This is a genomic window from Methylobacterium longum, assembly GCF_022179385.1.
Lineage (GTDB): Bacteria > Pseudomonadota > Alphaproteobacteria > Rhizobiales > Beijerinckiaceae > Methylobacterium > Methylobacterium longum.
This window is the reverse complement of the sequence record NZ_BPQS01000044.1, coordinates 14092-39245: the sequence shown is the minus strand read 5'-3', so window position 1 is coordinate 39245 and position 25154 is coordinate 14092. Positions and strand designations below refer to the sequence as shown.

The following is a 25154-nucleotide window of genomic DNA, read 5'->3' as shown; positions in this document are numbered from 1 at the left end:
GACAGGCCGCTCGTGCCGGTCTGCACGCCCTGCTCAGGCAGTCGGTCGCGCAGCTCGCGCAGGAAGAGACGCGGCTCCGGCTTGGAGGTCGCAAGGATCAGCGCGGCATGCGCCTCAATGCGCTTCGAGGTGTGATCGCCGCCCATCGGCTTGGGCGCGACATGGCCCTCGTGGTGGGAGCGCTGCGACCAGCGGCTGGCGCTGGAGACACTGACCCCGAAGCGAGCCGCGGCCCGATGACAGGAGGCACCTGCGGCTACGGCAGCCACGACACGCTCGCGTAAGTCGACGGACAAAGGTGAAGGCATCGGCATGCTCCTTCACCCAACAACGCGCCACCCGCTCACCCGTCGCAAGCGGCCCGGGACCGGCTCTAGCGAAGCCCGAAATGAAAATTATTCATAGTTGTGCGCCGACCGGAAATAGGTTGCACGAATCTGTTCAGGCATTGTCAAGGCTTCGGCGCATTACTAGAGTGGGTTCTGGGATGGACGGTGCCAGACAGGTGAAGCGGAGGAGCTGAAGTGATGGTGCATCATTTCGTGAGCTCAGCCGCATTCGAAGCGTCGTTCGGAGGGGGTCGTACAATGATACGGGCTGTGCGCTTTTTTGGTGTCGCGTGTGCGTGCGCTATCGTGGCGCTCGGCTCCGGCTCAGCCATGGCACAGAACGAGGTCGTCGACCCAGTTCGCTTGACGGTCGCCAAGCGGTACATGGCTCAGGTCTGTCAACCCTTAGAGGCGGCTCGTCAGTATACCCGAGCCGTTCGTTGCTTTTCGAACGTAACCGCTTATCTTACAGATCGCGCCGCGCAACTGGACAACCTCGTGGCGACGCAGCGGGTCGCTAAGGAGGTGGCGCCGGCTCCGACACGGGTGGCCATGGCTACCTACCGCCGCTCGAACGAGCTTCTCGCGCCGAACTTCCTCCCGCTCGGTGTAGGATACTGAAAGCTCATCGCGCGGCCTCGGCTCCCCTGTAGGCGCCTGACACGTCACCGCCGCCGTTGAACGGCGGGGGTTTTCTCAGCCTCATGGATCGCGTGTTCCGCGCTTCGCCGTGCCCGCTCAGCAGCGAGCCGCGCCGGAACGGAACGTGCGGCCTTGTAGCTAGGCTTCGCCTTGTGGTGTGCGGACCATACCGTCGATTTGGCCTGCTGACTCACCAGCAGCTTGGCCGCACGTTCTGCGGCTGCCGTCTCCTGCAATCCAATAGCTGCATTCGGTGCGGCGGCCGAAGTCGCCACGAGCATCAACGAACGCTCCTGTGGCGAGGCGTCAGTCACGGCCGGCGCGGCGCACGGCGGCGTAACCAGGCCTAACCAGATCGCTGCGCCAACAGTCAGGCTACAGAGTGCCCGTTCGGAATAGCGGAAGTCGACCAATAATTTACCGGAGGGTGCCACGATTAATCCCCTGACCTTGAACCGATTGCCATCCATGGCGGCCGGCGCTTTCTCGTTAATATTAGATTTACGCTCGACGGGTCAGCACCTCATCGAGTCCTCAGATATTTATTCGGTACGACGGAACATCATGGCCGATCGGACTCGTCGCGAGCTTCAAGGCGGCGGCTTCGGAGGCTCAGAGGAACCGGGTTCGGTCGTGTTCTCGGTACGCGTCAGGGTGTGGACGTTGCGGTACCGGCTCAGACGCAGTCCGATCATCGTTTCGAATTTTTCACGGACGGCGCTTACCGAGAGGCGGCGGACCGTCCCGTCGTTTGCCGATGAGTAGAAGATCGGCTTATTCGCTTCAGCAGGCTTTGGCAGGATATCGGCGGCCGCCGTGTTGGGCGCCTCCACAGCCCGGCTGATCAGTCGCTCTGCGCCGTCCGGGCCAAGGAAATGGACGAGGTAAGTTTCACCCCCAGTCAGAGGCCGGCCAAGGCGGCGAGCGATCCGGTCGCCATCGCGCTTCAGCATCTCGGCCGCGAAGGCTGCCGATAGATAGGCGTCGCGCCGGAGCGTAAGGATGCGCGTTCGGTCTGCCGGCGGCAAGTCGCCCGCGCATAATCGGGCATCCCGTTCAAGACCGTAGGCGCTTCCGAAGTCCCGCACCACACCCAGCCACGTCTTTTCGATGAACTGAAATAGACCCGTCGCCGAGGAAGTCTGAGCCTGAACTTCTGTGGCGAAGCTCGACTCCTTGTCGGCGATTGCCATCAGCAACACCGGATCCATGCTCGTGACCCGGGCTGCTCGGACGATCTTCTCGACGAGGTAGCGCCTAATCCGCATGGGGCCGAACACCAGAAGCTCGTCGGGATCATGCGCTTGGCCGCCTTCCAGAGCGGTGGCTAGAGAGGCGTAGGCGGCAAGTTCCGGCCGATCCGATGCCCGGCGGCGGGCGTCCGTGAGGTCGCCCTGCAGGATCGACTTGCCGACTGAGGGCGCTAGTTTCACCGAGGGCCGCGCGATCGGGCGCGCATCGGCGAGCGGTACGCGCTTGAGCTCGATGCCCGGCGGCGCCAGCTTGATGACAGGCGCGAGCGGCGAGGAGGGAGCGGGCTCGGCGTCCGTGACGTCATAGAATTGATCTGCGAGATCCGGTGAGATGAGAATGATGGGCTGGTCCGAAGCCAGAGACAGGATGGCCGTCGCCCGGGTGAGGTCGGGGTCCTCCTCTTGCTCTTCTGGCACGATGAGCCACCCGATCCCGATAGTGGTACAGACGAGCAGCGCGATGAGGGTCGAGCCAACGAGGGGGCGCCGCACGAGATCGATGGGATGCGTAAGGGAAAGCAGGGTCCGCCAGGCAGTCTCGGCAACTTCGTCCCCACGCGGCTGCAACCTGGTGGTTCGCTCCGCGTGGAGACGTTCGGCCGTGAAAGCGGCGATAGCGTCGAACCAATCCACCGGCGGCGTCCCTCGGGGGCCCTCATCCTCCAAGGCGGAGATCCGCGCGGAGATGTGCTCGGCAAGCAAGCGCGAAGTCTTCAGGTCGCGCGCAAGCTCGCGTGGACTGATCGAGCGTCCTCGCGCCCGCGCGTCGATGGCCCGGAACCAGTGGGACAGCGGGGGGTGCGGCTTGGAGAATGGCGTCCCCTGACAAGGATAGACCTTGTGCCCGCAGCCCCCGCACGCGAATGCTCTATGCTTGCCGGCGGGCACGAAATCGCCTGGCCGGCCACAGGCTTCGCAGACTTTCACGCCGCTCAACCGCATGACCTCGGCGAGGCACGCCTCCTCCGTTAGGAAGTCCCCGCGCTTGATCGACGACTTCATCGAAGCACGCGCCCAGGATTCTGCTGGAGGATCTAGCATCGTCTCAGCCTCCGGTAAGCTTGAAATGCTTCATCGTCACACCCGTAATTTGGCCCTTTGCTTCCTCCTCACCAAGAATTCTGGCGAAACGCTCCGCGGTGAGTGGTCCGCCTTTCAGAGCGCCCTGAAGGCTAACTAAGGGGCGATTGCTTGCTAGTGCCATGAGAAGTTGAGGCGTGGCGTCGGCGCTCTGCTCGGCAGGCATTAACCGAAGCCTTAGGTTAAGGGTGTTGCCGGCTCGCGTCACATACCCCGCGAGATTATGGACGATCCCGTCGTGCGAGATGAGCAGCAACTCGACGGGCCGGTCCGGCCGCGTCTCCGCTCTTGCCATCAGTTCGTCTCCGCGTCGCAGGATGTCCGATTTTAAGGTCAGGCTCGGCTGGGGCACCGCTCGCTGGGCAGGGCTCCTACGGGCAAGGAAATCGACGATCGGGCATTGAGCTGCCGTCACTTGGCGGAGGTTGATCTCGGGATCGAACCCGAGCGTGCGCTGAAACGCCTCGTCAAATTCCATGAATGTGGCTGGCGTCGCCCCGTAGGCCTCAATCGTCGTATCGTTGACCGCGACCGTGACGGGGGCAATGAAGAAGCATCGACCGCCGGAATAGTCGCGGAGGAAATCGCGAACCTGATCGATGCTGGCCACGCGGACCGGGTTCGTCGGTTTGTCGGTCGGCTCGCCGGGGGGCGACCCACCCGGTGCCGAGGTGTCGCGCGGTTCGTTCCCGGGATGAGGAGCGTCATCGGGTCCGGTGCCGCTGTGCCTGTCCGGTTCGGAGGGTTCCCTACGGTCCGTCGTCGTGCCGGAAGGTCCCGCATCGGACGGCGGCGAGAGCGGATCCAGACCGTGCGGCGGCAGGTTATTGGCGTCCGTCGGTCCGGCCACCGGCTTGCTCGGCCGCGCGCCGTGGAAGGTGCTCGGATCGAGGATACCCGTCAGGTAGGCCGCGGCCCCGCCAGCCGCGAGCAAAAGCACGGCGGCGAGACCCACGAGACCCCACGGGCGTCCACGACTGCCACCTGCGGGCAGCGGGATCCAGTCCGCGATCTCCGCCATACTGGCGGGACGGTCCTTCGGATTGGACTGCAACATCCGCTGAAGGATCTGGCGCAGGACCGGGTCGATGCCGGAGATCTCTGGGACCCTGCGCCGTTTTTCGAGCACCTCGACATGGCTCGTACCCATGTCGAGGTGCTTGCCGCAGGCCGCCTCGGCAATGACGAGGCCGAGGCTGTAGATGTCCGAGCGCGGGCCGACCTCCCCGCCGTAGAGGCCGAGTTGCTCGGGCGAGACGTAGTTTATCTTGCCGGCGAAACCGCTGCCGATCAACGTGCCGTCGCCGAGCGGGGAGCGCGCGATCCCAAAGTCGATGATCTTCGCGCGGCTGACATCGCCGTCGGGCACGAGGATGTTGTCCGGCGAGAGATCGCGGTGGATGATGCCGTGCTGGTGGGCGGCCTGCAATCCCAGGGCTAGACGGTGCATCAGCACCCGGATATCGCCCGTGCCGAGCGCGCCGCGTCGGAGGATGTCGGAGAGTGCCTCGCCCTCGACGAACTCCATCGCGAGGTAGGGGATGCCGAGCACCGGATCGTTCGTGAACACGAAGTAGCGGACGATCGCCTCGTGGTGCAGGTTGTGCAGCGACGAGGCCTCCTTGCGGAACAGCGAGAGCGCCATCTCGTTGCGGGCCATGTCGGGCCGGATCGTCTTGATGGCCACGGCGTCGCGGGTGACGATCGCGCGGCCGCGATAGATGTCGCCCATCCCGCCGGACGTGATGAACGCCTCGACCTCGTAGAGCCCGTTGAGCTGCGTGCCCGGCGGCAGGCGTCCGTGGGGGGCGGTGACGACGATCGTTTCTTCGCTCATAAGCGGACCTTGCACCCTACGTATCCGCCAGGACCGGCGGGTCGACCGCATCCGGCTCCGGTTCATACCGCACCACCACGACTGTCACGTTGTCTGTGCCACCATCGGCGAGGGCGAGGGCGATGAGCGCGTCGCAGGCCGCTTGGGGATCGGCGCCGTCCAGTTCGGCGAGGATCTGCGCGGGCTCGGCATGGCCGGTCAGCCCATCGGAGCAGATCAGGAACACGTCCCCCACCTCCATCGCCCCGTGGGTCATCCCCAGTTCCGGCTCGGCTTGGACGCCCACGGCCCGGGTTACCACGTTGCGGCGCGGATACGCCTTCGCTTCCTCGGGAGTGAGCGTGCCTTCGTCGAGAAGGCGCTGGACCTCCGTATGGTCGCGGGACAACTGGGCGATCGCGCCGCCGCGGATGCGATAGATCCGGCTGTCTCCGAGCCAGACGCAGGCGAAATCGTTTTCGAAGGCCAGAAGCACAGCGACGGTCGTGCCGATAATATGCCCCCGGTCTCGGGCTAGTTCCTGGATCGCCATGTTGGCGCGCAGGATGCGGTCCTGGGTGCGCGAGAACAGGTCGCCGGGGGAGACTGCCGTGCCGATCGAGGCGAGACACTCGATTGTGGTCGCGCTCGCGACGTCGCCGGCCGCGTGGCCGCCCATCCCGTCGGCCACGGCGAAGACGCCGATCTCTGGGGCGAGGAGGTAGTTGTCCTCGTTGATCTGACGCACCCGGCCGGTATCGGTCGCGGCGGCGCACCGGAACGGCGGTCGGTACGGCTTGTCCAGCTCGGCAAGCGGGACGTCGAAGGGATCCAGGGATCGCGGCGTCATGCGGGGCCCCCTGCCTCATGGCTGGTCAGAAAATGCGCGAAGATGGCGGGATCCGGTAGGCCAACCGCCATCATCACCCGTGGGTAGAAGGCGGTGCCGCCGGTCGTCCACCAATAGCTCGATCCGGCGCTGCCCCTGTCGCGGTCCGCGCTGCGCAGGGCGGCGAAGGCGGCAGCCGGATCGCCGTCGAAGGGACCGGCCAGCGTATTCCGGCCGAGGCGCAGGAGGCCGGGTGCCGCCCCGACGCCGGAGGTCGCCGCCGGCGGGCCGAGGCCGGCGACAGCGGCGGTCAACTCATCGAACGTGGTCCCCGGTCCGAGGGCGCCGAGCAGGATGTCCTCGGCCGCGCTGAGCCACGCGTCGTGAGCTTCGGTCTCCGGGTTCGGCAGCGTCTCATCGGCATCCGCGCCGGCGGCGAGCACGAGGGGGAAGTATCGCCCGACGCCGTCGACGGACGGCATAAGGGCGCCGAGCGTCGTCATCCCGCAGACCGCGTGGCCGATCCAGAAGCGCCAGATCGGCGCGTGCAGGTAGGTGTCTTGCCAGGCCGTGCCGAGCTGCGCCCGGCTCGACGCGATCCCCTGCTGCAACCACGGCTCGAAAGTGGCCAAGAAGCCGCGCCAGGTCTGGACGGCCACGAAATCCCGCTTGGCCGGAAGCTTGCCGTAGAGGGCGAAGCGCATGGCCGTCAGATCCCGGAAGGGCAGCGGAAGTCCCGCAAGGCCGGAAGGACGAAAGGGTTTGTGAGCGCGCTGACGTTGATCTGATAGGAGAGCTGGCGTCCCCCGACCACGAAGGTCGCCACGATGTTGTCGCCCTGCTTCAGCACGGAGCCGGAATCGAGCGCCCGGAAGAGAGACCAGACACCGGCCTTCTCCATCACGATGGGCTGCGTGCCGTACCCGAAATCCAGGGTGATCGCCGTCCGGCCGAGGCCGGCGGGGCCCGGCCATTGCATCGTCACGGGCGCGTTCACGCCCTGCTGCGTCTCCAGCACCGTCCCGTTCACGTCGAGCTTCGCCTTGGACACGTCGGCGCTAAGTGTCATCGGCGTCACAGCGAAGGCGAAGGCCGGCATGTTCCCCCCGGTTGGGAAGAACGCCTCGCGGATCTCCGAGGCGCGCTGGAACTCGCGCAGCGTGTTCGCGGAGAAGGCCCGCGCTACCTGATCGTCCTGCCGCCAGACCCATTGCGGACGGGACCGATCGGCGTGGGAGGCGAGGTTGGTGGTGAAGTAGCGGTCGAGGATGCCCCCCGGCCCGAACAGCCGCGCGAAGTCCGCGAGCGGCGTCTCCCGCTCGCTGGCGCGGGAGAAGGGATACCGGTTCGTCACGATCTGCTGGCAATCCCGGATCACCTGCTCACCGAGGGATTGGGCGACCTGCGAGACCGCCGCGCCGGTGGCGCTGCCCTCGAACTCGGCGGCAACGCCCCGGATCATCGCCTCGAAAGGCGGCGGGAACCGCGCCGCCAGGGCGTGGAGGGCGCGCGCCTGGGTAACGAGCGTGTTATTCGCCTGCGCCGCCTCGTTCGGGTTCAGGGCCTGGAGCGCGGCGGTTTTGATTTCGCTGAGGCCGGCGACCAGCGTATCTACGGCGCGCCGGCCCGACTCGCCGTCGAGCAGGACGTGATAGGGCCGGAAGGCAGCCTCGATGGCAGCGCCCGGCGCATCGTTGGTGGGGATTGCGAAGCGGTCCGCCCCGGTCCGGGAGACGATCCCAGTGCCCGCAAGACCGCCCGGGAGTCGGCTCGCGACGGCCCGTTCTGCCATGTCGGCTGCCACCTTCCCCACGGCAGCTTTGGCCCGATCCAACCGATCGCCTTTGGCGCGGATGTCGCGCTCCCGGGTCAATTGCGTCTCGTCGCGCAGCGACTCGAGGATCTGCCGCAGGGGCGAGGTCGGCGCCGCTACCGCCTGGAGGGCGATGTAGCGGGGCTTGTCGCTGAGGAGGGGACGCATCTTGAGCTTCCCCAGCGCCTGCTTCCAGGCGGGGACGAAGTCGCGGGCGTAGAGTTTGAACAGGTCTCCGAACAGCGACCCGTATTGCGCGGTATAGGCCTGCTGCTCGCCGGCCGGGCCTAGCACCCAGCGGTCGCGCTCGGCGGCTTCAGAGACGTCGCCGAACCGGTCGATGAAGGCTTCAAAGAACCCGTCATAGGTGAAAAAATAGGGCACTCGCACGCGGTCGAGGTCGCCGCCGCCGACCACCTCGAAGACCAGCGAGGCATCTGGGCCCCCGGCCTTCAGCGCAGTCCAGTCGCGCTGCGAGGCCGTTCGCGCATCGGAGCGAAGCAACTCGTAGGCGCGCTCGGCGATGCTCAGCCGGGCGAGCGTGCGCTGGCAATCGTCGACCAGGGATTGGTTGACCGAGACGAGAAGCGGCCGGCCATCCTCCAGATCGAGCATCGCCTGAAGGTGCTCTTCGAGGAGTTCGCGGCCCTTGGCATAGCCGGCGCCGGGGAACAGGTTCTCCGCCCAGTCCCGCCGCATCCAGGCGATGATGAGGCCTCGGTCGGGGGGTGCCTCTGGCCGCCCGCCGAGCATCAGGTAGACCTTGAGAGCTTCGTAGAGGAAGCCCGGGTTGTTCCTGTTGGCTTCGAGCTGTTCCTCCAGGCGAAAGATCAGCCGTGGCCTCAGGAGGCGTTCGAGCCCCGCATGGTAGGCGGTCAGCGCAGCCGAATTCAGGCGATCTCGCTGGCTGAGGCCGAAGGTCGCCAGGACCGGGGTGGCCTCATGGCGGGTAGAATAGCCCGCCGGCATGAAACGGAGCGTGTTGAGAAGGGGAACCACGCGGGCTATGTTTCGATCGGCGACCACCGGCTCGCGCAGGATCTCGCTCGCCTCACCCTGGTACTTGGCCAGGAGCGTGTTGCTCTGCTGCACGAGTTGGCTGTTGCGCAGGTAGCTCGTCCACCACAGGCCGACGAGGACCGCGGAGGCTACGGCAAGCCCGGCATAGGCCCCGAGCCGCATGAGGTTGGAGCGGCGCACGGCGTGCCGATCGGTGGAGACCCAGCCGGCCTCGCCTATGATGACGGTCTTCAGGAGATCGGTGAGGAAGTAGCTCCGGCCCTGGCCCGAATAGGCGCCGGCGCCGACCTCCTGCGCGCCGAAACTGCGCGAGAGCGAGCCGATCAACTGGTCGATCGGTGTTCCGTTCTGGGTGCCGGATGTGAAATAGAAGCCGCGCAGCGTCGCGCTGACATGGTAGCGTGAGGGCTCGAAAACGCGGTTGAGGAAATCGACGATGCGTGGTTTCGCGGAGGCGATCTGGCTCGGGAAGCCGAACAGCACCACGCGGGAAGTCGGGTTCGGCTCGTCCTGAAGTCTGTCCGGCAGCCAGGCATTGGCCCGCTCGACGAGAGCATCGAACTCCGCCGGCACGTCGCCGATCATGTTGCGGGTCTTCTCGTCCGTCTGGAACGTATGGCCCCAGACCATGCGCCGGCTAGACTCGGGCAGGTGGCCAAAGAACTCCTGGAAGCCCGACAGGAGGTCCGCCTTGGTGAACAGGACGTAGACCGGGAAGTCGATCCCGAGGCGCTCGTTCAGTTCGAGGAGGCGCTTGCGAACGGCGGTCGAATGAGCGGCGATCTCGGCCTCGTCGGAGGTCAAGAGTTCCGCGATGCTGATCGCCACGATGACCCCATTCAGCGGCTGCCGAGGCCTGTGCTTCTTCAGGATATCGAGGAAAGCGGTCCAGCTCTGGCGGTCCGACCGAGGATCGGAATCCTGCGTGGTGTAGCGGCCGGCGGTGTCGATGAGGACCGCTTCGTCGGTGAACCACCAGTCGCAATACCGGGTGCCGCCGCTGCCGGCGATAGCTTCCGGGGTCGCCGCGCGGGCGAGGGGGAATTTCAGGCCAGAATTGACGAGGGCGGTGGTCTTCCCCGAGCCTGGCGGCCCAATCATGATGTACCAGGGCAGCTCGTAGAGGTGATTGCCCTTGCCGCCCTTCGCGCTGCGAAGCGTCACCAGAGCATCGCGCATGGAGGCCTGAAGCACGTCGCGGTCGTTCTCCGGCACCTCATCGCCGGCCGCAATCTCGGCCTCCAGCGCCCGGATAGCCCTGTGCCGCCGGTAAATGACGAAGCCCACATAGCCGGCGGCCGCGAAGAAGATCAGGCCACTGAGGGGCAACCGGACCCAGAAGGGGTCGAGGGGCCGCACGTCGGCCACCGCCACCAGTGGGCCGCCCCACCAGACCAGGGCACACAGGGCGAGGGCGCCGGCCAGTATGAAGCCGAGGCGGAGCCAGGCGACCAGGTTCATCGCGGAACGCTCACGCAGGATGGTTCAGGAAGGCGCATCGTTTCGGCTCGTCGACAGACGATGGGAGCGGCTCAGCCGCCACGGGGTATGAGGATCTCGACGCGCCGGTTTCGCGCGCGCCCCTCCGGTGTGTCGTTGGAAGCAATCGGCACGTCCGCGCCCTTCCCCTCGGTGGAGACCCGGTCGGGCTGGCCTACGGCAGCCCCCAGAATCTGCGCGACCGCCTTGGCCCGCTCTAGGGAGAGGTGGAAGTTCGACGGGAAGCGGACGTTCTTGATCGGCGCGCTATCAGTATGCCCGATGACCTTGATCGCGCCGGGTTGCACCTGGAGCAGCTTGCCAAGTCGTTCCAGCAAGGCCCGGAACTCCGGCTTTACCGCCGCGTCGCCGGGCGCGAACGTGGCGGAGGCCAAGCGCACGACGATCTGGTTGCCCGCCTCGCCGACCGTGATCTTCTGGGCCGCGATATCCGCCTGGAGAGCGGATTGGAGCTTCGCCGTGGGGCTGGTGGGCCGGGGCGGCGGAGGTGGGGGAGGGGGCGTGTAGACGCGGCGCTGAATGCCCAGCTCCGTCGTCGGATGCACAGCGACGAGCGCGGTGGCCGTCGCCTCGGTGCTCCCCGCAAGCATGAAGCGCAGCAGGATGTAGAAGCCAACGAGGAGGGCGCCAACTATCGAACCGATTGCCCAGACGGGGGTTTCCACGCGGGCCGTGACGGGCGCGATCGCGAGGCCCTGCCAGCGCGGCGAGATCTCCCGGTCGGCCGGGCGCGCGCGCCGGAGCAACTCGTAGAGGTTGCGCTGGATCTGCTGCAGGGTGGCGGCACCGCCGGCCGACGTCCGGTGGATGCCCTGGAATCCCATCGCCAGGCAGGCGAACTGGAGTTCGAGCAGGTCGTAGTTGCCCGTCGGGTCGATCCGGGCGCGGTCGAGTTCCTCGAAGAAGCGAACGCCGCCGGTCAGCTCGCCGAAAAAGCGGCTCAACATGCTGTACTGCGTCCAAACATGCCGTTCGTTCGTCGGAATGTTCTGCACTACGTCGTCGGCCGTGGCGCAGACGACGTATTTTGCGATCCGCGTCTGATCGGCCTGGGCGCCGGCGGTGCGGGCATCCTTCTCGAAATCCTCGATGGCTGCGGCGACCTGCTCCATCAGGTTCGCGAACGAGGCCCGGGAGAGCTGGACGCGCAGGCGCCCGAACAGCAGCAGGAGAGGGCCGGCGGCCTTCAGGTAGGGGTTCTTGTTGGCGGCGACGACGATATCGCGCTTGAGGACGAGCGCCCGCGCCCGCTGGCCTTCAGCCTCATAGGGAGGCATCGCGGGGGACGGACGCGGGGCCGCCCAGGCATCGGGCTGGGCTTCGGCGCCCGGCACGGGCGGATACGGCATTCCGCCTGGCGGCGGGTAAGAGGGGGACGAAGGGGGAGGTACATGGGAAGGTGGAGACGCCTGCGGTGGGCGCCGGCCCGCGGGGTTCGGCACGATGATCGTCCGGTCCCCGCGACCGAAGGGGTCGGACGGGGCGCTCACGGCGCTTGCTCCGAGGGAAGGGCGTCCATGGCTACGACGGCGCCTATGGCTACGGCGGCGCCCATCAGCGTCGTCCCTCCTGCACCGCCCACAATTCCAGCTGGAGTTCTGGCCAGTCGCCGGCAAAATGCAGGCCGATGGAGCTTGCGATGCTGAATTCCGGCCAGAGCGGTGACTGCCGGTCCAAAAGGAAGTAGACGTGGTCGGAGATCGCCCGGATCTGCGGCGGGGGCGTTGGCAGGTGTACGAGGCCGACGCCCGGCAGGTGGGCGTGGACGATCTCGTTCATCTTCGTGTTCGGGCCGACCTTGAACAAGTGGGGAAACTGAGTCTGAATTTCGCTCAAGGGGCGCCGGGCCGAGACCTCGATCACGAAGGCCGAATTTCGGAACAGGTTGCGGTCGCGGATCGTCGAGATGAAGGCGTTCTGCGCGCGTTCGATCAGTTCCAGTCGGATCGCGCGCCGGCTCAGCGGCGCGCTGAGGAAGTGCTGGATGTCGCGCAGCAGCGGCTCGAACACGGCCTCCAGGTTGTCGTGGTCATAGGTTGGGTAGGTCTGCGCCCGCCGTTCCTCGGTGGCGAAGGTGGCGAGTTCGCCGGCGAGACGGAGAAAGTCCTCGTAAAGCCGCTCGGGATGGACGTAGCGGGAGCCGCGCAGATGGTGCAGGATTGTGATGGTTCGGTTCAGTACCTGGAGCATTAAGTAATCGGCGCTCTGAAGGCCGCCGCCGGCGGTCGGGTCGGCGGCGTAGCGGGCCAACTCCTCAAGCTTGTTCTCGATCCAGCCGATCACGCGGTCGATCCAGCCCGTCGCCACAGGATGCGCGGCGCAGACGAGGAGCGGCGGCGCGAAGCGTTCGTCCAGCACGATCGCCCGGTCGCGGACCTCAACCACCCGCCCGATCGCCAGCGCCACGTAGCCCGGCTTGGCGCCTCGGCCGAGATCGAAGGTGAGGCGGGGATGGGCGATCTCGATCTCCTCTTCGACGCGCAACGCCGAGGTCGAGTCGATCAGGGTCTCGGCCGCGGGGTAGAAGCGACTTGCGCTTTCCGCCTCGGCGGCCTCGACCTCGCGGCTGTTGGGTGTCGCCACCGGCATCATCAGCCAGAGGATCTTCTTGCCGGCATCCTGCGGCACGTCGAGGGGCGGCGGCAGGGGGGACTGTCCCGGAATGTCGAACGGAGTCCCGTCGGGCATGATCCCCGTGGCACGGCGCACCGAGAAACGGCTCTGCTGCGCTAGGTCGCGGTCGATCTCCAGATGGGAAAAGCCCCACGGATAGGGTGTCAGATGCCGGACACGGCTCTCGACGAGGTACTCCAGGTAGCGGTCGGCCTGCTGCATGTGATGCGGACGCAGGAACAGGCCCTCAGACCAAACGATCTTGCTGTTCCAAGACATCCGCACTGTCCTTACCGAAGACGCTCTATAACCCACCCTGACGAAGCCTGTCAGTCAAGAAACCCGGCTTCCTCAGCAATCCTCGAACCCGCAATCATGGCGCATCACCCGGCCGAATGCGACGTGGTCGGAGTGCTCGGTGTGATCGGCAGTGCCTGTTAACAAGACGTGAGGCAAGGCGGAGCAGATGCGGAATGACGTCGAGTGTTCGATCGACTATGTATCACCGCAATCGTAGCATTCCGAGAAGAAGCGCATGAACGCATCCTCCATTCCATCATCGTGGGCGGCCGTCATCGTGTCCCACCTCGTGGCATAGAGGTCCCACAGGCGCGCCTTGCGCGACCCGAGCAGCGCATTCAACCCGCGATCATCGCCTAGCGACGCCTCGATGGCGTCCGGGTCGAGGTCCTGGAGTAGCAGGCGCACGGCGTGCTGCATCGCTGCGTAGACCTTGACCTGATGTGCCTTCAGATCGCGAAAACCCTCTTCCATGGCGCGGCGCGGCGGCAGATAGCCGCTTGTGGGACGGCCGAACAGGATGCGCAGCGCATCCTCGACGGTCGGCGTGAACTTGAGCGGGTTGTTGTCGAGGGCCTGGATCATGGTCTGGCTGACGGCGCGGGCCGCCCGCTTCGTCTCGGCGCGCGCGGCGAGTAACTGCTTGAGATTCTCGATGGAGAGCCGCGTCAGGGCGCCGAGGTCCTCGGCGAAATCGCCAGGGTCGCGCCAGTCGAACAGGTCGGCGGGCACGCCCGCCCCCTTGGCGAACCGCTGCACAAAACTGTCCGCGCCCGCATGGGGCCCCTGGGTAGCGGCGTTCCTGTCGATCCCGGAAAGCGGCGCGAGGGCATCCTCGAAAGTCAGTGGGGAGGGGGGGAGCGGAGGCTCGGCGCGCCGGAGTGGTTCGGTGCCGAGGGTCGGCTGCCCCCAGGGATTATCGCCCGGAAGTGCCGGGCCGCCCCCGTGGCCGGACGCCCGGTCGCTCCAGGGAGATCCCGATCCGGCGGGCGGGGCGACCCAGGCGGGCGGGTCGACCGGCGCGCGGCCCTGACTGGCCCCGGGGACCGGAGCGAATCCCGGTGCGACCGGTGTGGGCGGAAGGTCCATCCGCCACTCGGAGTAGTCGGCTCGGGCAGAGCGATGGTCGGCGGGACGCAGGTCCCCGCGCGAGATCCGGGGCGCCGCGTCGTCGCTCGCCGACCAGGGGTCCTGCAGATCGTGATCCCGGCTGCGCTCGGGAGCGGGGGCGGCCGTGCGCGGCGCCTCGCCGTCGATCTCGACCCGTATGATGAAATGGCCGATGTAGAGCCGGTCGCCCGCCCGCAGACAATGCGGCTCTTGGAGGCGATGCACCGTCTGATTGACGAAGGTGCCGTTGCGCGACACGTCGTGCAACCAGTATCCGCCATCCCGCCAACGAACCTCGCAATGGCGCCCCGAGATCGCGCGGGACGGATCCGGCAGCGTCCAGTCCAGATACTGATCGCGACCGATATCGAGACCGCGCGTCCCACTGGTCGTGAAACTCAGCGGCCCCCCATCCGGCAAGCTGGTCTCGTTCTCGATGATCAGACTCAGCGGCATCGTGCCGGACAGGCTCCCGTTCCGCCGCGCCGGTCCGGCCGCGGCTTGATCGATGTACCGAAAGGCGCGAGCGCGCGCATCCGGGCATCGTTGTTAACCCTAGAAAAATCTCATAAATCTTACCGTAAAGTCGAGCGGAGCTCGACTCAGATCCCGCGCGTAAGCCTCTCCGGAAGCTTCTAGGTCAAGTCGGCGCAGCGCAAAAACGAAAGTCGCCGCAGCCGGGAATTGCAATAAGCCATTGATTTAGCGCGCTTTACTCCATCAAACTGGGCACCCATTTGGCGGAAAGCTCTAAGAGCGCGGGACAGACCGCGTTGAGCGGGTTGGGCGGGCATGGACGCTCTCGTACCCGACGCCCTCTGGGCGGTGCTCGAGCCGCGTCTTCCATCCGAGCCTGAGAAGCCGAAAGCCGGTCGGCCGCGCGCCTCGGATCGGGCGGCGCTGGCGGGCATCACCCTGGTTCTGCGCACGGGCATGCAGTGGAAGCATCTGCCGCGCTCTGAGGTGGGCTGCAGCGGCAAGATGAGTTGGCGGCGGCTCGGCACGTGGCAGGCAGCCGGTGTCTGGACCGCCCTGCACCGCGTGATGCTGGAGCAGCTTCAGGATGCAGACGCGCTCGACTAGTCACGGGCCGCCCTCGACAGCGCGAGCCTGCCGGCGCAAACGTATGGCCCGCCCGTCCGCAAGTAGCTCTACATCCGCTGGTCTGAGCAGTCTGCATAAATGTGTCCGGCCTTCCGGCGAGCCGTTGGCCAAGATGGAGATCCGCGTGCCCTGGGCCTCATAAAGGGGTCGGCGTCGAGCGCCATTTTACGCCAGAGGCTTCCAGAACATCGGTCGGCTGTCAGGCCATCTTCCTCGCACCACACGCAGACATCGGAAGGCCGGCGCGCGCCTCGCCAGCTAAACTCGGATCAGGCGGCCACGGCCGTCGCCTCGTAGACGCGCCCGTGGCGCAGCAGCGCCCAGACGATGCGCGCCATTTTGGCTGCCAAGGCCACCACCGCCGTGTTGGCATGCGCCCGCGCCAGCAGCCCGCGCAGCCATTGCCCGAGCCGCGTATCACCCTGCCGGAGCGTCGGCATCGCGGCCCGGGCGCCCTGGATGAGCGTCTTGCGCAGGTACTTGCTGCCGCGCTTGGTGATGCCGACGAGCCGGGGCTTCCCACCCGTCGTGACCTGTCGCGGCACGAGGCCGAGCCAGGCTGCCAGGTCGCGTCCGCGGGCGAAGGTCGCCACGTCGCCGATGGCCGCAACCAGCGCGGTCGCGTTGAGTGCGCCGATGCCTGGGACGGTGGTCAGCCGGCGCGCGTTCTCGTCCGTGCGCGCCTGCTCGTCGAACTCGGCATCCAGCGCGGCGATGCGCCGGTCGAGGAACTGCCAGCGCTCGCGCACTTCCGCCACGAGGGTGCGCATGCGCGGTGTGAGCGTCGAGCCCGCCACCGTGTCGAGTAACGCGGTCAGACAGGCGGCCAGCTTGGCCCGCCCTTGCGCGACGACATGGCCGCGCTCCAGAAGGATGGCGCGGACTTGGTTCATCAGCGCCGTTCGCTCGCCCACGAGCTGGTCGCGGACCCGGTGCAGGGTCTGCACGTCGAGTTGCGCCTCGGACTTGAGCGCCACGAACCGCATCGTTGGGCGGGTGGCCGCCTCGGCGATGGCTTCTGCATCGCGGTCGTCGTTCTTCTGTGCCTTGACGTACGGGCGCACGTATTCCGGCGACATCAGTCGGACCGCGTGTCCCTGCTCCACGAGGACGCGGCCCATGTGGTGCGCACCACAGCACGCCTCCATCGCCACGATGCATCCCGGCAGCTTCGCGCCGAAGGCGATCACCGTCTCGCGCCGCATCCGACGGCGCAGCACGACCCGTCCGCTCGCATCGGTACCACGCGGCGGCCGCGATCCGTTGCCGTTGGCAGGCTGGAAGCCGTGCAGCCAGCAGCGTGACGATCGAGAACAGGGCGAGCGGGCAGGGCGTGGTGCGGGCGATGGCCTTCTCCGACCACTGCCGCTGCGTCTCGACGCCGAGAGGGGCGCGCACTTCTTGGAAGGTGACCTCGACACTCCAGCGCTGCACGAACCAGGACACGATTTGCACCGGCTCGCGGTCGAGATCTGTGCAGAGCAGAGCCTGCGTTGCGAAGCGGCCCTCGGGATCGCGCACGAGCACCCAGCGGATCGGCACGACCGGCAGACCGCCGTGCCGCCACACTGCGGTCCCGGAGGCGATCTCAAGGGTGCGCTCGCCCGCCCCATACCAGCCGGGCACCACGACCGCGTGCCAGCGAGTGTCCTTGGCCGCGAGGGTCGCGGCAAGCGTCGGCAGCCGCGCGCCTTTGGTCCGCGGGCGCCCGATCGTGCCCGGCGGCCGTGGCGGGGCCGGCTCGTAGAGAGCAGCATCCAGCCGCAGGCGGGTGATCGCCGTGATGCCACCGCGGCGCATGGCGTCGAGGAACAGCAGTGCGGACAAACCGCTGTCGCCGACCAGGACAAGGTCGCGTCCGCGCAGCCAGCGGCGGACCTGAAAGGTGAGTTGGCGTCCGACGTCGAGCAACGGCTTGTGCCGACGGCCCCGTTCGAGACAGGCGCGCACTGACGGCACCAGCGCGGTCAGGAACGGCAACGCCCAGACGCGCCCCACCCATGGGATCGGGGCGAGCACCATCAGGCTCATCCAGCGCAGCCCGCTCGCCTTGACGAAATGGCTGTCGGAGGAGCGGACCGGATCACGGTAGATACCCTTGGCCGCAATCCGCTTGCCGCGGCGGCGCTCGATCGTGTCGTCCAGCCCCAGGATGACTGGACCGCGCGGCGCGAAGGCTGAGATCAGCATCCCGAGCAGAATGCGGCTGCCGGAGCGTGGGCACCAGGCCGCGCGGCTGAGGATGCGGTGGACGTTCACGAACCGTCGCTCCTGCGCACGACCCAGGATGCGTAGGACGCTTGTCACCGTGCGCTGCCCCGGCGTGAGGATCGCGCCGACCAGCAGGTTCTGGGCGTGTCGCCACGAGCGGTGGACGAACAGCGGCGCGAACGCCAGGATGATCTCGGCGAAGCGGGTGGGCAGGGGGAGCATGGCGGTGTCTCTTGGCCGGGACGCCACCAGCCTACCCCTCACGCCTACTTCGTCACCTCCGCCCACTCGACGCGCCGCAAATGGCCAAAGTCGAGCTAAGATGCCTGCATGAGGCGCACGCCCCCATCCAGGCACTGCCGTAGGCAGGTGGCCCGCTCGCGGGCGACGACCCGAGAGAGGGCGCTGAGGATCGCGACCCGCACCGCCTTAGCGGTGTAGTGGGGAGCAGCCATCACCGTCCCATGCCCCAGCCTCGCGATGTTGCCGCCGGACCATCCCGCCGCCAGGGCGAGCCATGTCGTCGGGCAGCGCCGGTCGCCGCCGGTCGCGCAGGCGAGTGCGGTCAGCCGCTGCTCCTCTTCGGGCTCGCGCACCCAGGCCTCGGCGGCTTGCAGGCCCTTGAACTCCGCTGCGTCCGGCAAGAGGAGGCGCACGCTCTGACAGGCCCACCAAACCGCCTCCCGGCGTCCCAGGACATAGGCGCAGAAGGCGATGCCATCCTCGGGTGTGCCGCTGCCGCCGAGGCGTTGCAAATAGGTGACCGGCGCCTCGTTCGTGGGCCCGGCCACCATGTCGTCGCGCAGGGTTGGCAGCGCGTCGAAGACTTCCTGAACTGTGCTGAAGCGCAGCCTCGTCATGGAAGCCTCAGTTGATCTTGATCAGTGGAGCGGTCTGCTCGATCTCGCTGACGGCCTCGATCTTGATCTGCCCGGATTCGATCTTAAGGGTTGATACCGTCATGGTGATCTTGCTGGCGCCAACTTCCAGAACGATTTCGCTGCCCGCCTTGAAGTGGATCTTCTCGGCGACCTCTCCGTTCCAGTTCCCGCTCTCGATCTTCAAGGACTCATCGCCGTTCTTCAGCGTGGTGGCGCGAGAAGGCGAGCCGGCGGCGGTCTCGAAGGTCTCGCCGATGATGCGAGTTTCGGCATGTCGCACCACAGAGTCGTGATCCTTCTCGGCTCGGAAGCGGACTTTCTCCTCGTTCTTCTTATCCTCGAAAACAAATTCATTGTAGCCGTTATGTCCCTTGCTTGAATCCGACTTGACGCCTGACATGGTCTTGTTTTGAGGTAACGAATACGGATACTTGTACTCCTTGTTGTAGACGGCACCTACGACGATCGGCTGATCCGGGTCCCCTTCGAGGAACTCGACAACCACCTCGTGGCCGACCCGAGGGATAAATTGCCAGCCCCAGGCCTTGCCGGACCACATCTGCGCGACCCGGACCGGGCGGGAAATGCGCTTCTTGTCCCGGTTCCAATGAAACTGCACGAAGATGCGGCCCTCCTCGTCGACATCGATCTCCTCACCCTTGGCGCTCTCGCGCGTCACGACGATGGCGGTCTGAGGGCCTCGGATCATCGGCTTCAGCGTCGCGAGCGGAGCCCTGAACGGACGCGAGCTTTTCAGGAGTTCGTAATGGCCTCTGTAGATTTCATCCACCTCCGAGCCGGCGCCCGTCGCGTAGGCTTCCGACACGATGCTGTGAACGGCACGAACGACGAGGTACTCCCCGTCGTCGGTCGGATGTTTGTCCAGCGCGACGAGGGCGCCCGGATAGAGGCTGATGGCATCGCCCTGGGCGTGCTTGCGGTAATCGAGCGCCTGCTCGGCCTCCAATCGTATACGTGAGAGCGTCTTGCCGCGGTCGCGCTCGGTGAAGCGACCAGGGTAATCGTAAGCTTCCAGCTTCGCGTCCTTGTAGCTCTCAGATCCCTGGGACTCTGAATTCAAATCGGCGGTCGGTTTCATGTAATCGAAGTCATTGAGAGTAAACTTGCCGGTGCGGAACCGACGCTCGGCCGTCCACTGGTAGACATGCTCCGAGATGCGGCGATTCTGGCCCGCTAACTCCACGTAGGGAAGCTTGCCCGCAGGCAGGTCAACCTTCTGGTGACAGGACTTCGAGTCGGCAACGACCAAGAGGTGCTGTCCATCGGAATGTGCGTAGAACGTGTAGAGGCCAAATTCCTCCATCAAGCGCGACACGAAATCGAGGTCGGACTCACGGTACTGGACACAATACTCAATTTCAGGGTACTCGCTCTCGTTAGCCTTGATGTCGTAGCGGCCGAGTCCTCCCTCATCGAGGACCTCGCGAAGAATCGCCACGACGGTTTTCCTGTTGAAGATCCGACAATTGGACCGTCGGCTGAGTAGCCACAGCCAGGGTCGCAGCACCAAATGATATGCATAAAGGCTTTGGCTCATGCCGGTCCATTGTGCTTCGACGAGGACGCCATTGAAGTAACGAGTCGCGCCGCCATAGCTCCCCACCTCGATCGTGCAGAGACGACCAATCGAGTTGGTAAAATCGATATTTTTATTGGGACTTAAGGCATCAACACGATACTCGAACAACTCGCTCAAGCCTTCGCTGCCATCCATTTTTAACAGAACTAATTCGTCCCCGGAATTAGGTGTTTTCAGGCGAGCTATCCGTTTTTCCTGCTTAGGAGAAGATTGCATTCGGCGTTCTTCCGAATTCTTAAAAATGGGGCACCAGGCGCCTTGACAATACATGAGCCGCGACGCATCGTCGACCCACTGACGGTGGGCTTGACGATGATCCGATCAAAAATCATTTTTGGTGTCGTTTCGTGCCTATTGACGACGGCGGCTTGGGGCCAATCTAAGCCGGCCTACACCGCTGCCGATATCGAGAGGCATTTCTCGCAGAAGGACCTCGGTGCGGCGCGCTCGCTCTGCATTGGGGTCGAGAGCGAGTGCGCGAAGACGACTGGCACGCGGCCGAAGATCGGCAGCGGTTTCGACCTGATTGTCAATTTTAACTACAACAGCGATACACTGACCGAGGGGGCCAAAGCCAACCTCGATGAGTTCGCTAAGGCCCTACGCGGGGCGAGCCTGGATCATTCCAGCTTCATGGTGGAAGGCCATACCGACGCGAAAGGTAGCGACGGGTTTAACATGGATCTGTCGGCGCGGCGTGCGCAGGCGGTGGTCCATTACCTGGAGGGGCGCGGGGTTGAGGCTAGCCGGCTTCAGGCGAAGGCCTTGGGCAAGAGCCGTCCTCGCACGCAGGATCCGTCGGCCCCGGAGAATCGCCGGGTCGAGGCGCGGCTCCAGGGCGAGTAGCGCGACGCACCTGATCCGATCCGGCCGCAAGATGCGTGCGGGACAGGCCCTCTTCGCCCTGATCGTCCGAGGTGAGTGGTTGGGTTCAGCGTGGATTACGGGGAGGCTCTGGTGCCGCAGCGGCGCGGGCTCTCAAATCCCATGTGATCGGCTGGCTAATGGCCTCAATGGATCTCACAGAAATTGCAAAGCCGGTTTCACCGGATGATGTATGCGGTCCGGATCTCGACGTCGAGGGCGACGCACAGTTTTCGCAGTTCATGGCGAGGGCGGGATACTTTCTCCCGACCGTCTATTTCGAGCGCAGGCCGAGCGGCGAACTCGTCGCCTTCGACCGGACGACAATCGACTTCAAGGCGGAGTTCCGCACGCTCGAGGCGCTCCTCAAGCGTACCCGCGACCTTCGGCTGCTCTCGGTCACGAGCCGTCTCATGGCGCTCGACCGTCAATTCGCAGATTGCGCGCGCTGCCTTGACCTCGTGGCCGATCTGTTGGCCGGGGCGTGGGAGGAGATCCATCCCCGTGGCGAGGATGGCGATTACGGCTATCGATCGGTCGTGCTCCAAGAATTCGACGATCTCCCGTCGATGATCATGCCGCTTCAGCATCTGCCACTGTTCCAACATCGCCGTTTTGGTCCGATTTCCTACCGGACGTTTCTCGTCACGACCGAGGCCGCCCCGCCCCGCGACAGTGAAACGGTTCTCGACCGCAGTGAACTGGAACGGGCCCTGCTCGAATCGGACCCCGAGATGCGGGAGGAGGCGCAGGCGGCGGCTCGGATCATGGCGGCGGCGGTAGCTCGGATCGGCGAACTCACGGCCGAGCGGATGGGCGACCGGAATGCCGTTCGGCTGGCCCACCTGGGCGAATTGGCACATGGCATCCTGCGATTCCTGAGCCCTGTCGAAGTTATCGTCGAGGCGCCGGAAGTGCCGAAAGAGGTGGCGGAATCCCCCGCGCCGCAGCGGGCCGGACCCGTCGCGACTGCCGCCCAAGCCGCAGCGGCGCTCGCGGCCGTCGCGGACTACTTCCAGCGATCCGAACCCTCCAGCCCCGCCGAGCTTCTGGTGCGTCAAGCCCGGCGCCTGATCGGCCTGCCCTTCTCCGACATGCTGCGCACCCTGCTGCCGAATCATGCGGACGAAGCCACCCTGTACATCGGCCCGAAGCCAGAATCGTCCTTCGAGTTGCGCATCGACCACATGATGGACGTGTTGGGCCGCGACGGCGCGAGTCCGGATCGGCAGGATGTGTCCGCCCCCGAGGCCGGCTTCACCGTAGAATCCCGCGCTGTCGCCGTCGCTTTGTTGAAGGAGGTCAGTACCTTCTACCGCGCAAGCGAGCCATCCAGCCCGATCCCGCTCTTCACCGACCGCGCTTGCACGCTGGTGAACAGGGATTTCTTGAGCATCCTCGCCGATGTGCTTCCGGGCATTCGTTTGTCACGCGACGGGGATTGATGTTCGTTCGAGGAACGACAAGCTTGACATCGTAACAGGACTGGATTTTATCACTTCTTCAGAGTGCGCTGCGTAGGTGAAAAAATAAGAGACTAAGCAAGATTGCATGACGTCCGTGTGCCATCCGCATACTCTGTGAAGCTCAAGTCCGTGCGAAATACGTACTTTTCTTCCGGCAAGTTGTCGGCACGATTGTAGAGTTTTTCAAGGTTCACGACGTGGGCTACAGAAGGGACAGGAGATCGGAATGTCCGATTCAAGTCAGAAATTCATCAAGCGCAACCGGCCGCCGCGTGTCCACATTACCTATGAGGATCCGTACGACGCCGAGAAGAATATCGAATTGCCCTTCGTCATGGGCGTTCTCGCCGACCTATCCGGGAACGATCCCGGCGTGGAGAAGGAGAAGGTCGGGGAGCGCAAGTTCGTCGAATTCGATATGGACAATTTCGAGCGTCGCATGGCTGCGATCCAGCCGGGCGCGACGTTTCGGGTCTCGAACATGCTGTCGGATGACAAGGACGAGAAGCTCTCCGTCAAGCTGCGCTTCAACAAGATGGAAGACTTTACGCCCGGCGCGATTGCCCGGCAGGTCGAGCCCCTGGCCGAGATCCTGAAGGCCCGTGAACAGCTCGCAAACCTGCTGAGATACATGGATGGCAAGACCGCCGCGAGTGATCAGATCCAGGCGTTGCTGAAAGACCCGGCTCAGATGAGCGCGTTGCTCCAAGTGGCCACCTCGGCGAAGCCGGCGCCGCAGGACGACGCGTCCGAGTAGCGGGAACGAATTGCGCGCAGCCCGCAGGGCGAGTTCGCACTGCAGGTTCGATTGCGAGCCTGCGAGCCGGTATACATCACTTGGGTAACGAGAGGCGACCATGTCAGCAGGAACAGCCGGCCTGGAGCAGCGGCAAGACCAGACCACCGTGCAACCCGGTGGCCTTGGAGAGTTCTCGGATCTGCTGAAGCAGAGCTTCAAGCCGCGCAACGACCGAGCCCAGACGGAGGTGGAAAGCGCCGTCGTCACGCTGATCAACCAGGCGCTGTCGAACGCGGATGTCGTGAAGAGCGACGTCCTCGACACGATTGAGGAAATGATCGCCCGGCTGGATCAGAAGCTCACGGCGCAGGTCAACGAGATCCTGCATGCCGACGAGTTCCAGCGCATCGAGAGCGCCTGGCGTGGGCTCAACTACCTTGTGATGAATTCCGAAACGGACGCCACGCTGAAGATTCGCGTGCTGAACGCCTCAAAGACCGAGCTGTACCGCGAGTTGCGCCAGTATCCAGGCGCGCGGTGGGACCAGAGCCCGCTGTTCAAGCAGGTCTACGAAGCCGAGTTCGGCCAGCTCGGCGGCGAGCCGTTCGGATGCCTGATTGGGGACTACTACTTCAATCATCAGCCGACGGACGTGTCGTTGCTGCGTGACCTGAGCAAGGTCGCCGCCGCCGCTCACGCCCCGTTCTTCGCGGCCGCCGACCCGACGCTACTAGGCATGGATAGCTACACGGAACTGGCCAACCCCCGCGATATCGGCAAGATCTTCGACACGCCGGACTACGCGGCCTGGAAGTCCCTGCGCGATGCCCAGGACTCGCGATACATGGGCCTCTGCCTGCCCCGCGTACTATCGCGTGTCCCCTATGGCGCAAAGACCGAGCCGGTCGAGGAATTCGCCTTCGAGGAGGATACAGACGGACACCAAGGCGACAAGTACGCCTGGATGAACGCGGCCTACGCCATGGCCGTGAACATCAACCGCGCCTACAAGGATTGCGGGTGGACGGTCCGCATTCGTGGTGTCCAGTCCGGCGGCGAGGTCATGAACCTGCCGACCCACACGTTCCCCACCGATGACGGGGGCGTTGACCTGAAGTGCCCGACCGAGCTCGCGATCAGCGACCGGCGCGAGGCGGAACTGGCCAAGGCCGGTCTGATCCCGCTGATCCACCGGAAAAATACGGACAAGGCCGCCTTTATCGGAGCACAGTCCTTATACAAACCGAAGAGCTTCTTCGGCGAGAAGGGCGTGGAGGCAACAGCGTCCGACAACCTGTCCTCGCGCCTGCCTTACATGTTCGCAGTCAGCCGCTTCGCGCATTACTTGAAGTGCATGGTGCGCGATAAGGTGGGCTCGACGATGGAGAAGGATCAGCTGACGCGCTGGTTGCAGGATTGGATCGTGCAATACGTAGACGGCGATCCTGTCAATTCGTCTGAGAAGGTCAAGGCAAGCAAGCCGCTGGCGGCCGCGAAGGTCGAAATTTTCGAGAACGAGGAGAACCCCGGTTATTACGCGGCTCGATTTTACCTGCGGCCCCACTTCCAGCTTGAGGGAATGGACGTCGGCATGAGCCTCGTCTCGCGTCTTCCGGTTCCGAAGTCTTGAGACTGGCAAGGTGGTAGACTCTCTTCTGGGTGGGGCGGACTGGGAGACGCGGCGCGCTCTCCTCTCGCTGACGAGAGCAATCGGAGACGAGGCACTATCGAGTGCCACCCGGCACCATCCCACTCCTCCCGCCGCGAGAGCGCGCTCTAAGCCCGCACAGAGCGTTCTCACGGCAGTCAGTACTACGAACCGAAGACCGCGAAGTCACTCGTGCCGCCGAAATTGCGGGCATCGTTCGACTCTTGGCGGATAGGCGCAATCGTTTTGCGCCCCGTCAATAAAAGTGCAGCCGTCCTCCAGGATCACGTATCTCGATAGGGCGGCATTGCTTCTGTAGACACTAAAAGAGGGAGA

Annotated in this window: 17 protein-coding genes and 2 pseudogenes; 5 read left to right on the top strand and 14 right to left on the bottom strand. The window is 65.2% G+C overall.

Annotation, left to right across the window (positions count from 1 at the left end):
- The 10 genes from MFF58_RS24920 to tagH all read right to left on the bottom strand — a co-directional run.
- The coding region (locus MFF58_RS24920; RefSeq protein ID WP_238291720.1) for a helix-turn-helix domain-containing protein at positions 1-308 on the bottom strand (308 nt) is incomplete at its 3' end.
- A gap of 686 nt (positions 309-994) precedes the next feature.
- Positions 995-1441, bottom strand: coding sequence for a hypothetical protein (locus tag MFF58_RS24915; protein ID WP_238291719.1), 447 nt, complete (start codon positions 1439-1441; stop codon positions 995-997).
- Positions 1442-1561: 120 nt separating this feature from the next.
- Positions 1562-3226 (bottom strand): transglycosylase SLT domain-containing protein, encoded by a 1665-nt coding sequence (locus MFF58_RS24910; protein WP_238291718.1) that lies wholly within the window; start codon positions 3224-3226, stop codon positions 1562-1564.
- Between the two features lie 43 nt (positions 3227-3269).
- Positions 3270-5141 (bottom strand): serine/threonine-protein kinase, encoded by a 1872-nt coding sequence (locus MFF58_RS24905; protein WP_238291717.1) that lies wholly within the window; start codon positions 5139-5141, stop codon positions 3270-3272.
- Between the two features lie 16 nt (positions 5142-5157).
- Positions 5158-5970, bottom strand: coding sequence for a PP2C family protein-serine/threonine phosphatase (locus MFF58_RS24900; RefSeq protein ID WP_238291716.1), 813 nt, complete (start codon positions 5968-5970; stop codon positions 5158-5160).
- On the bottom strand, positions 5967-6653 hold the full coding sequence (gene tagF / locus MFF58_RS24895) for a type VI secretion system-associated protein TagF (RefSeq protein WP_238291715.1): 687 nt from the start codon (positions 6651-6653) through the stop codon (positions 5967-5969). Before tagF ends, MFF58_RS24900 begins: the two co-directional genes overlap by 4 nt.
- Before the next feature lie 5 nt (positions 6654-6658).
- Positions 6659-10243 carry a type VI secretion system membrane subunit TssM gene (gene tssM / locus MFF58_RS24890; protein ID WP_238291714.1) on the bottom strand — a complete coding sequence of 1195 codons (3585 nt, stop codon included), beginning with the start codon at positions 10241-10243 and terminating at the stop codon, positions 6659-6661.
- 71 nt (positions 10244-10314) lie between these two features.
- Positions 10315-11772 (bottom strand): type VI secretion system protein TssL, long form, encoded by a 1458-nt coding sequence (gene tssL, locus MFF58_RS24885; RefSeq protein ID WP_238291713.1) that lies wholly within the window; start codon positions 11770-11772, stop codon positions 10315-10317.
- Between the two features lie 64 nt (positions 11773-11836).
- The gene (gene tssK, locus MFF58_RS24880) at positions 11837-13174 is read right to left on the bottom strand and encodes a type VI secretion system baseplate subunit TssK (protein WP_238291711.1); all 1338 of its coding nucleotides are present in this window, start codon (positions 13172-13174) and stop codon (positions 11837-11839) included.
- A gap of 216 nt (positions 13175-13390) precedes the next feature.
- The gene (gene tagH, locus MFF58_RS24875; protein WP_238291709.1) at positions 13391-14761 is read right to left on the bottom strand and encodes a type VI secretion system-associated FHA domain protein TagH; all 1371 of its coding nucleotides are present in this window, start codon (positions 14759-14761) and stop codon (positions 13391-13393) included.
- A 336-nt stretch (positions 14762-15097) separates the two neighbouring features.
- Here tagH and MFF58_RS24870 point away from each other — a divergent pair.
- Positions 15098-15385 (top strand): annotated as a pseudogene (locus MFF58_RS24870) (transposase); the annotation flags it as partial.
- A gap of 293 nt (positions 15386-15678) precedes the next feature.
- Here the strand turns inward: MFF58_RS24870 and MFF58_RS24865 are convergent.
- The 4 genes and pseudogenes from MFF58_RS24865 to MFF58_RS24850 form a co-directional block, all read right to left on the bottom strand.
- Complete coding sequence (locus MFF58_RS24865; RefSeq protein WP_238291724.1) at positions 15679-16701, bottom strand: IS110 family RNA-guided transposase; 1023 nt, start codon at positions 16699-16701, stop codon at positions 15679-15681.
- Positions 16685-17842 (bottom strand): annotated as a pseudogene (locus MFF58_RS32745) (IS701 family transposase); the annotation flags it as partial. The gene MFF58_RS24865 and the pseudogene MFF58_RS32745, both read right to left, overlap by 17 nt.
- Positions 17843-17937: 95 nt before the next feature.
- Entirely contained in the window at positions 17938-18480 is a 543-nt protein-coding gene (locus tag MFF58_RS24855) for a DUF6931 family protein (RefSeq protein WP_238291708.1), read from the bottom strand.
- Between the two features lie 7 nt (positions 18481-18487).
- Positions 18488-20317 (bottom strand): type VI secretion system Vgr family protein, encoded by a 1830-nt coding sequence (locus tag MFF58_RS24850; protein WP_238291707.1) that lies wholly within the window; start codon positions 20315-20317, stop codon positions 18488-18490.
- 96 nt (positions 20318-20413) lie between these two features.
- On the opposite strand from MFF58_RS24850, the gene MFF58_RS24845 reads away from it, so the two are divergent.
- The 4 genes from MFF58_RS24845 to tssC all read left to right on the top strand — a co-directional run bounded on the left by MFF58_RS24845 (position 20414) and on the right by tssC (position 24800).
- Positions 20414-20947, top strand: coding sequence for an OmpA family protein (locus tag MFF58_RS24845; protein WP_238291722.1), 534 nt, complete (start codon positions 20414-20416; stop codon positions 20945-20947).
- A gap of 167 nt (positions 20948-21114) precedes the next feature.
- Positions 21115-22410 carry a type VI secretion system protein TssA gene (locus MFF58_RS24840; protein ID WP_238291706.1) on the top strand — a complete coding sequence of 432 codons (1296 nt, stop codon included), beginning with the start codon at positions 21115-21117 and terminating at the stop codon, positions 22408-22410.
- Between the two features lie 247 nt (positions 22411-22657).
- Entirely contained in the window at positions 22658-23188 is a 531-nt protein-coding gene (tssB, locus tag MFF58_RS24835; RefSeq protein WP_238291705.1) for a type VI secretion system contractile sheath small subunit, read from the top strand.
- Positions 23189-23288: 100 nt separating this feature from the next.
- Complete coding sequence (gene tssC, locus MFF58_RS24830) at positions 23289-24800, top strand: type VI secretion system contractile sheath large subunit (RefSeq protein ID WP_238291704.1); 1512 nt, start codon at positions 23289-23291, stop codon at positions 24798-24800.
- Positions 24801-25154 lie beyond the last annotated feature (354 nt).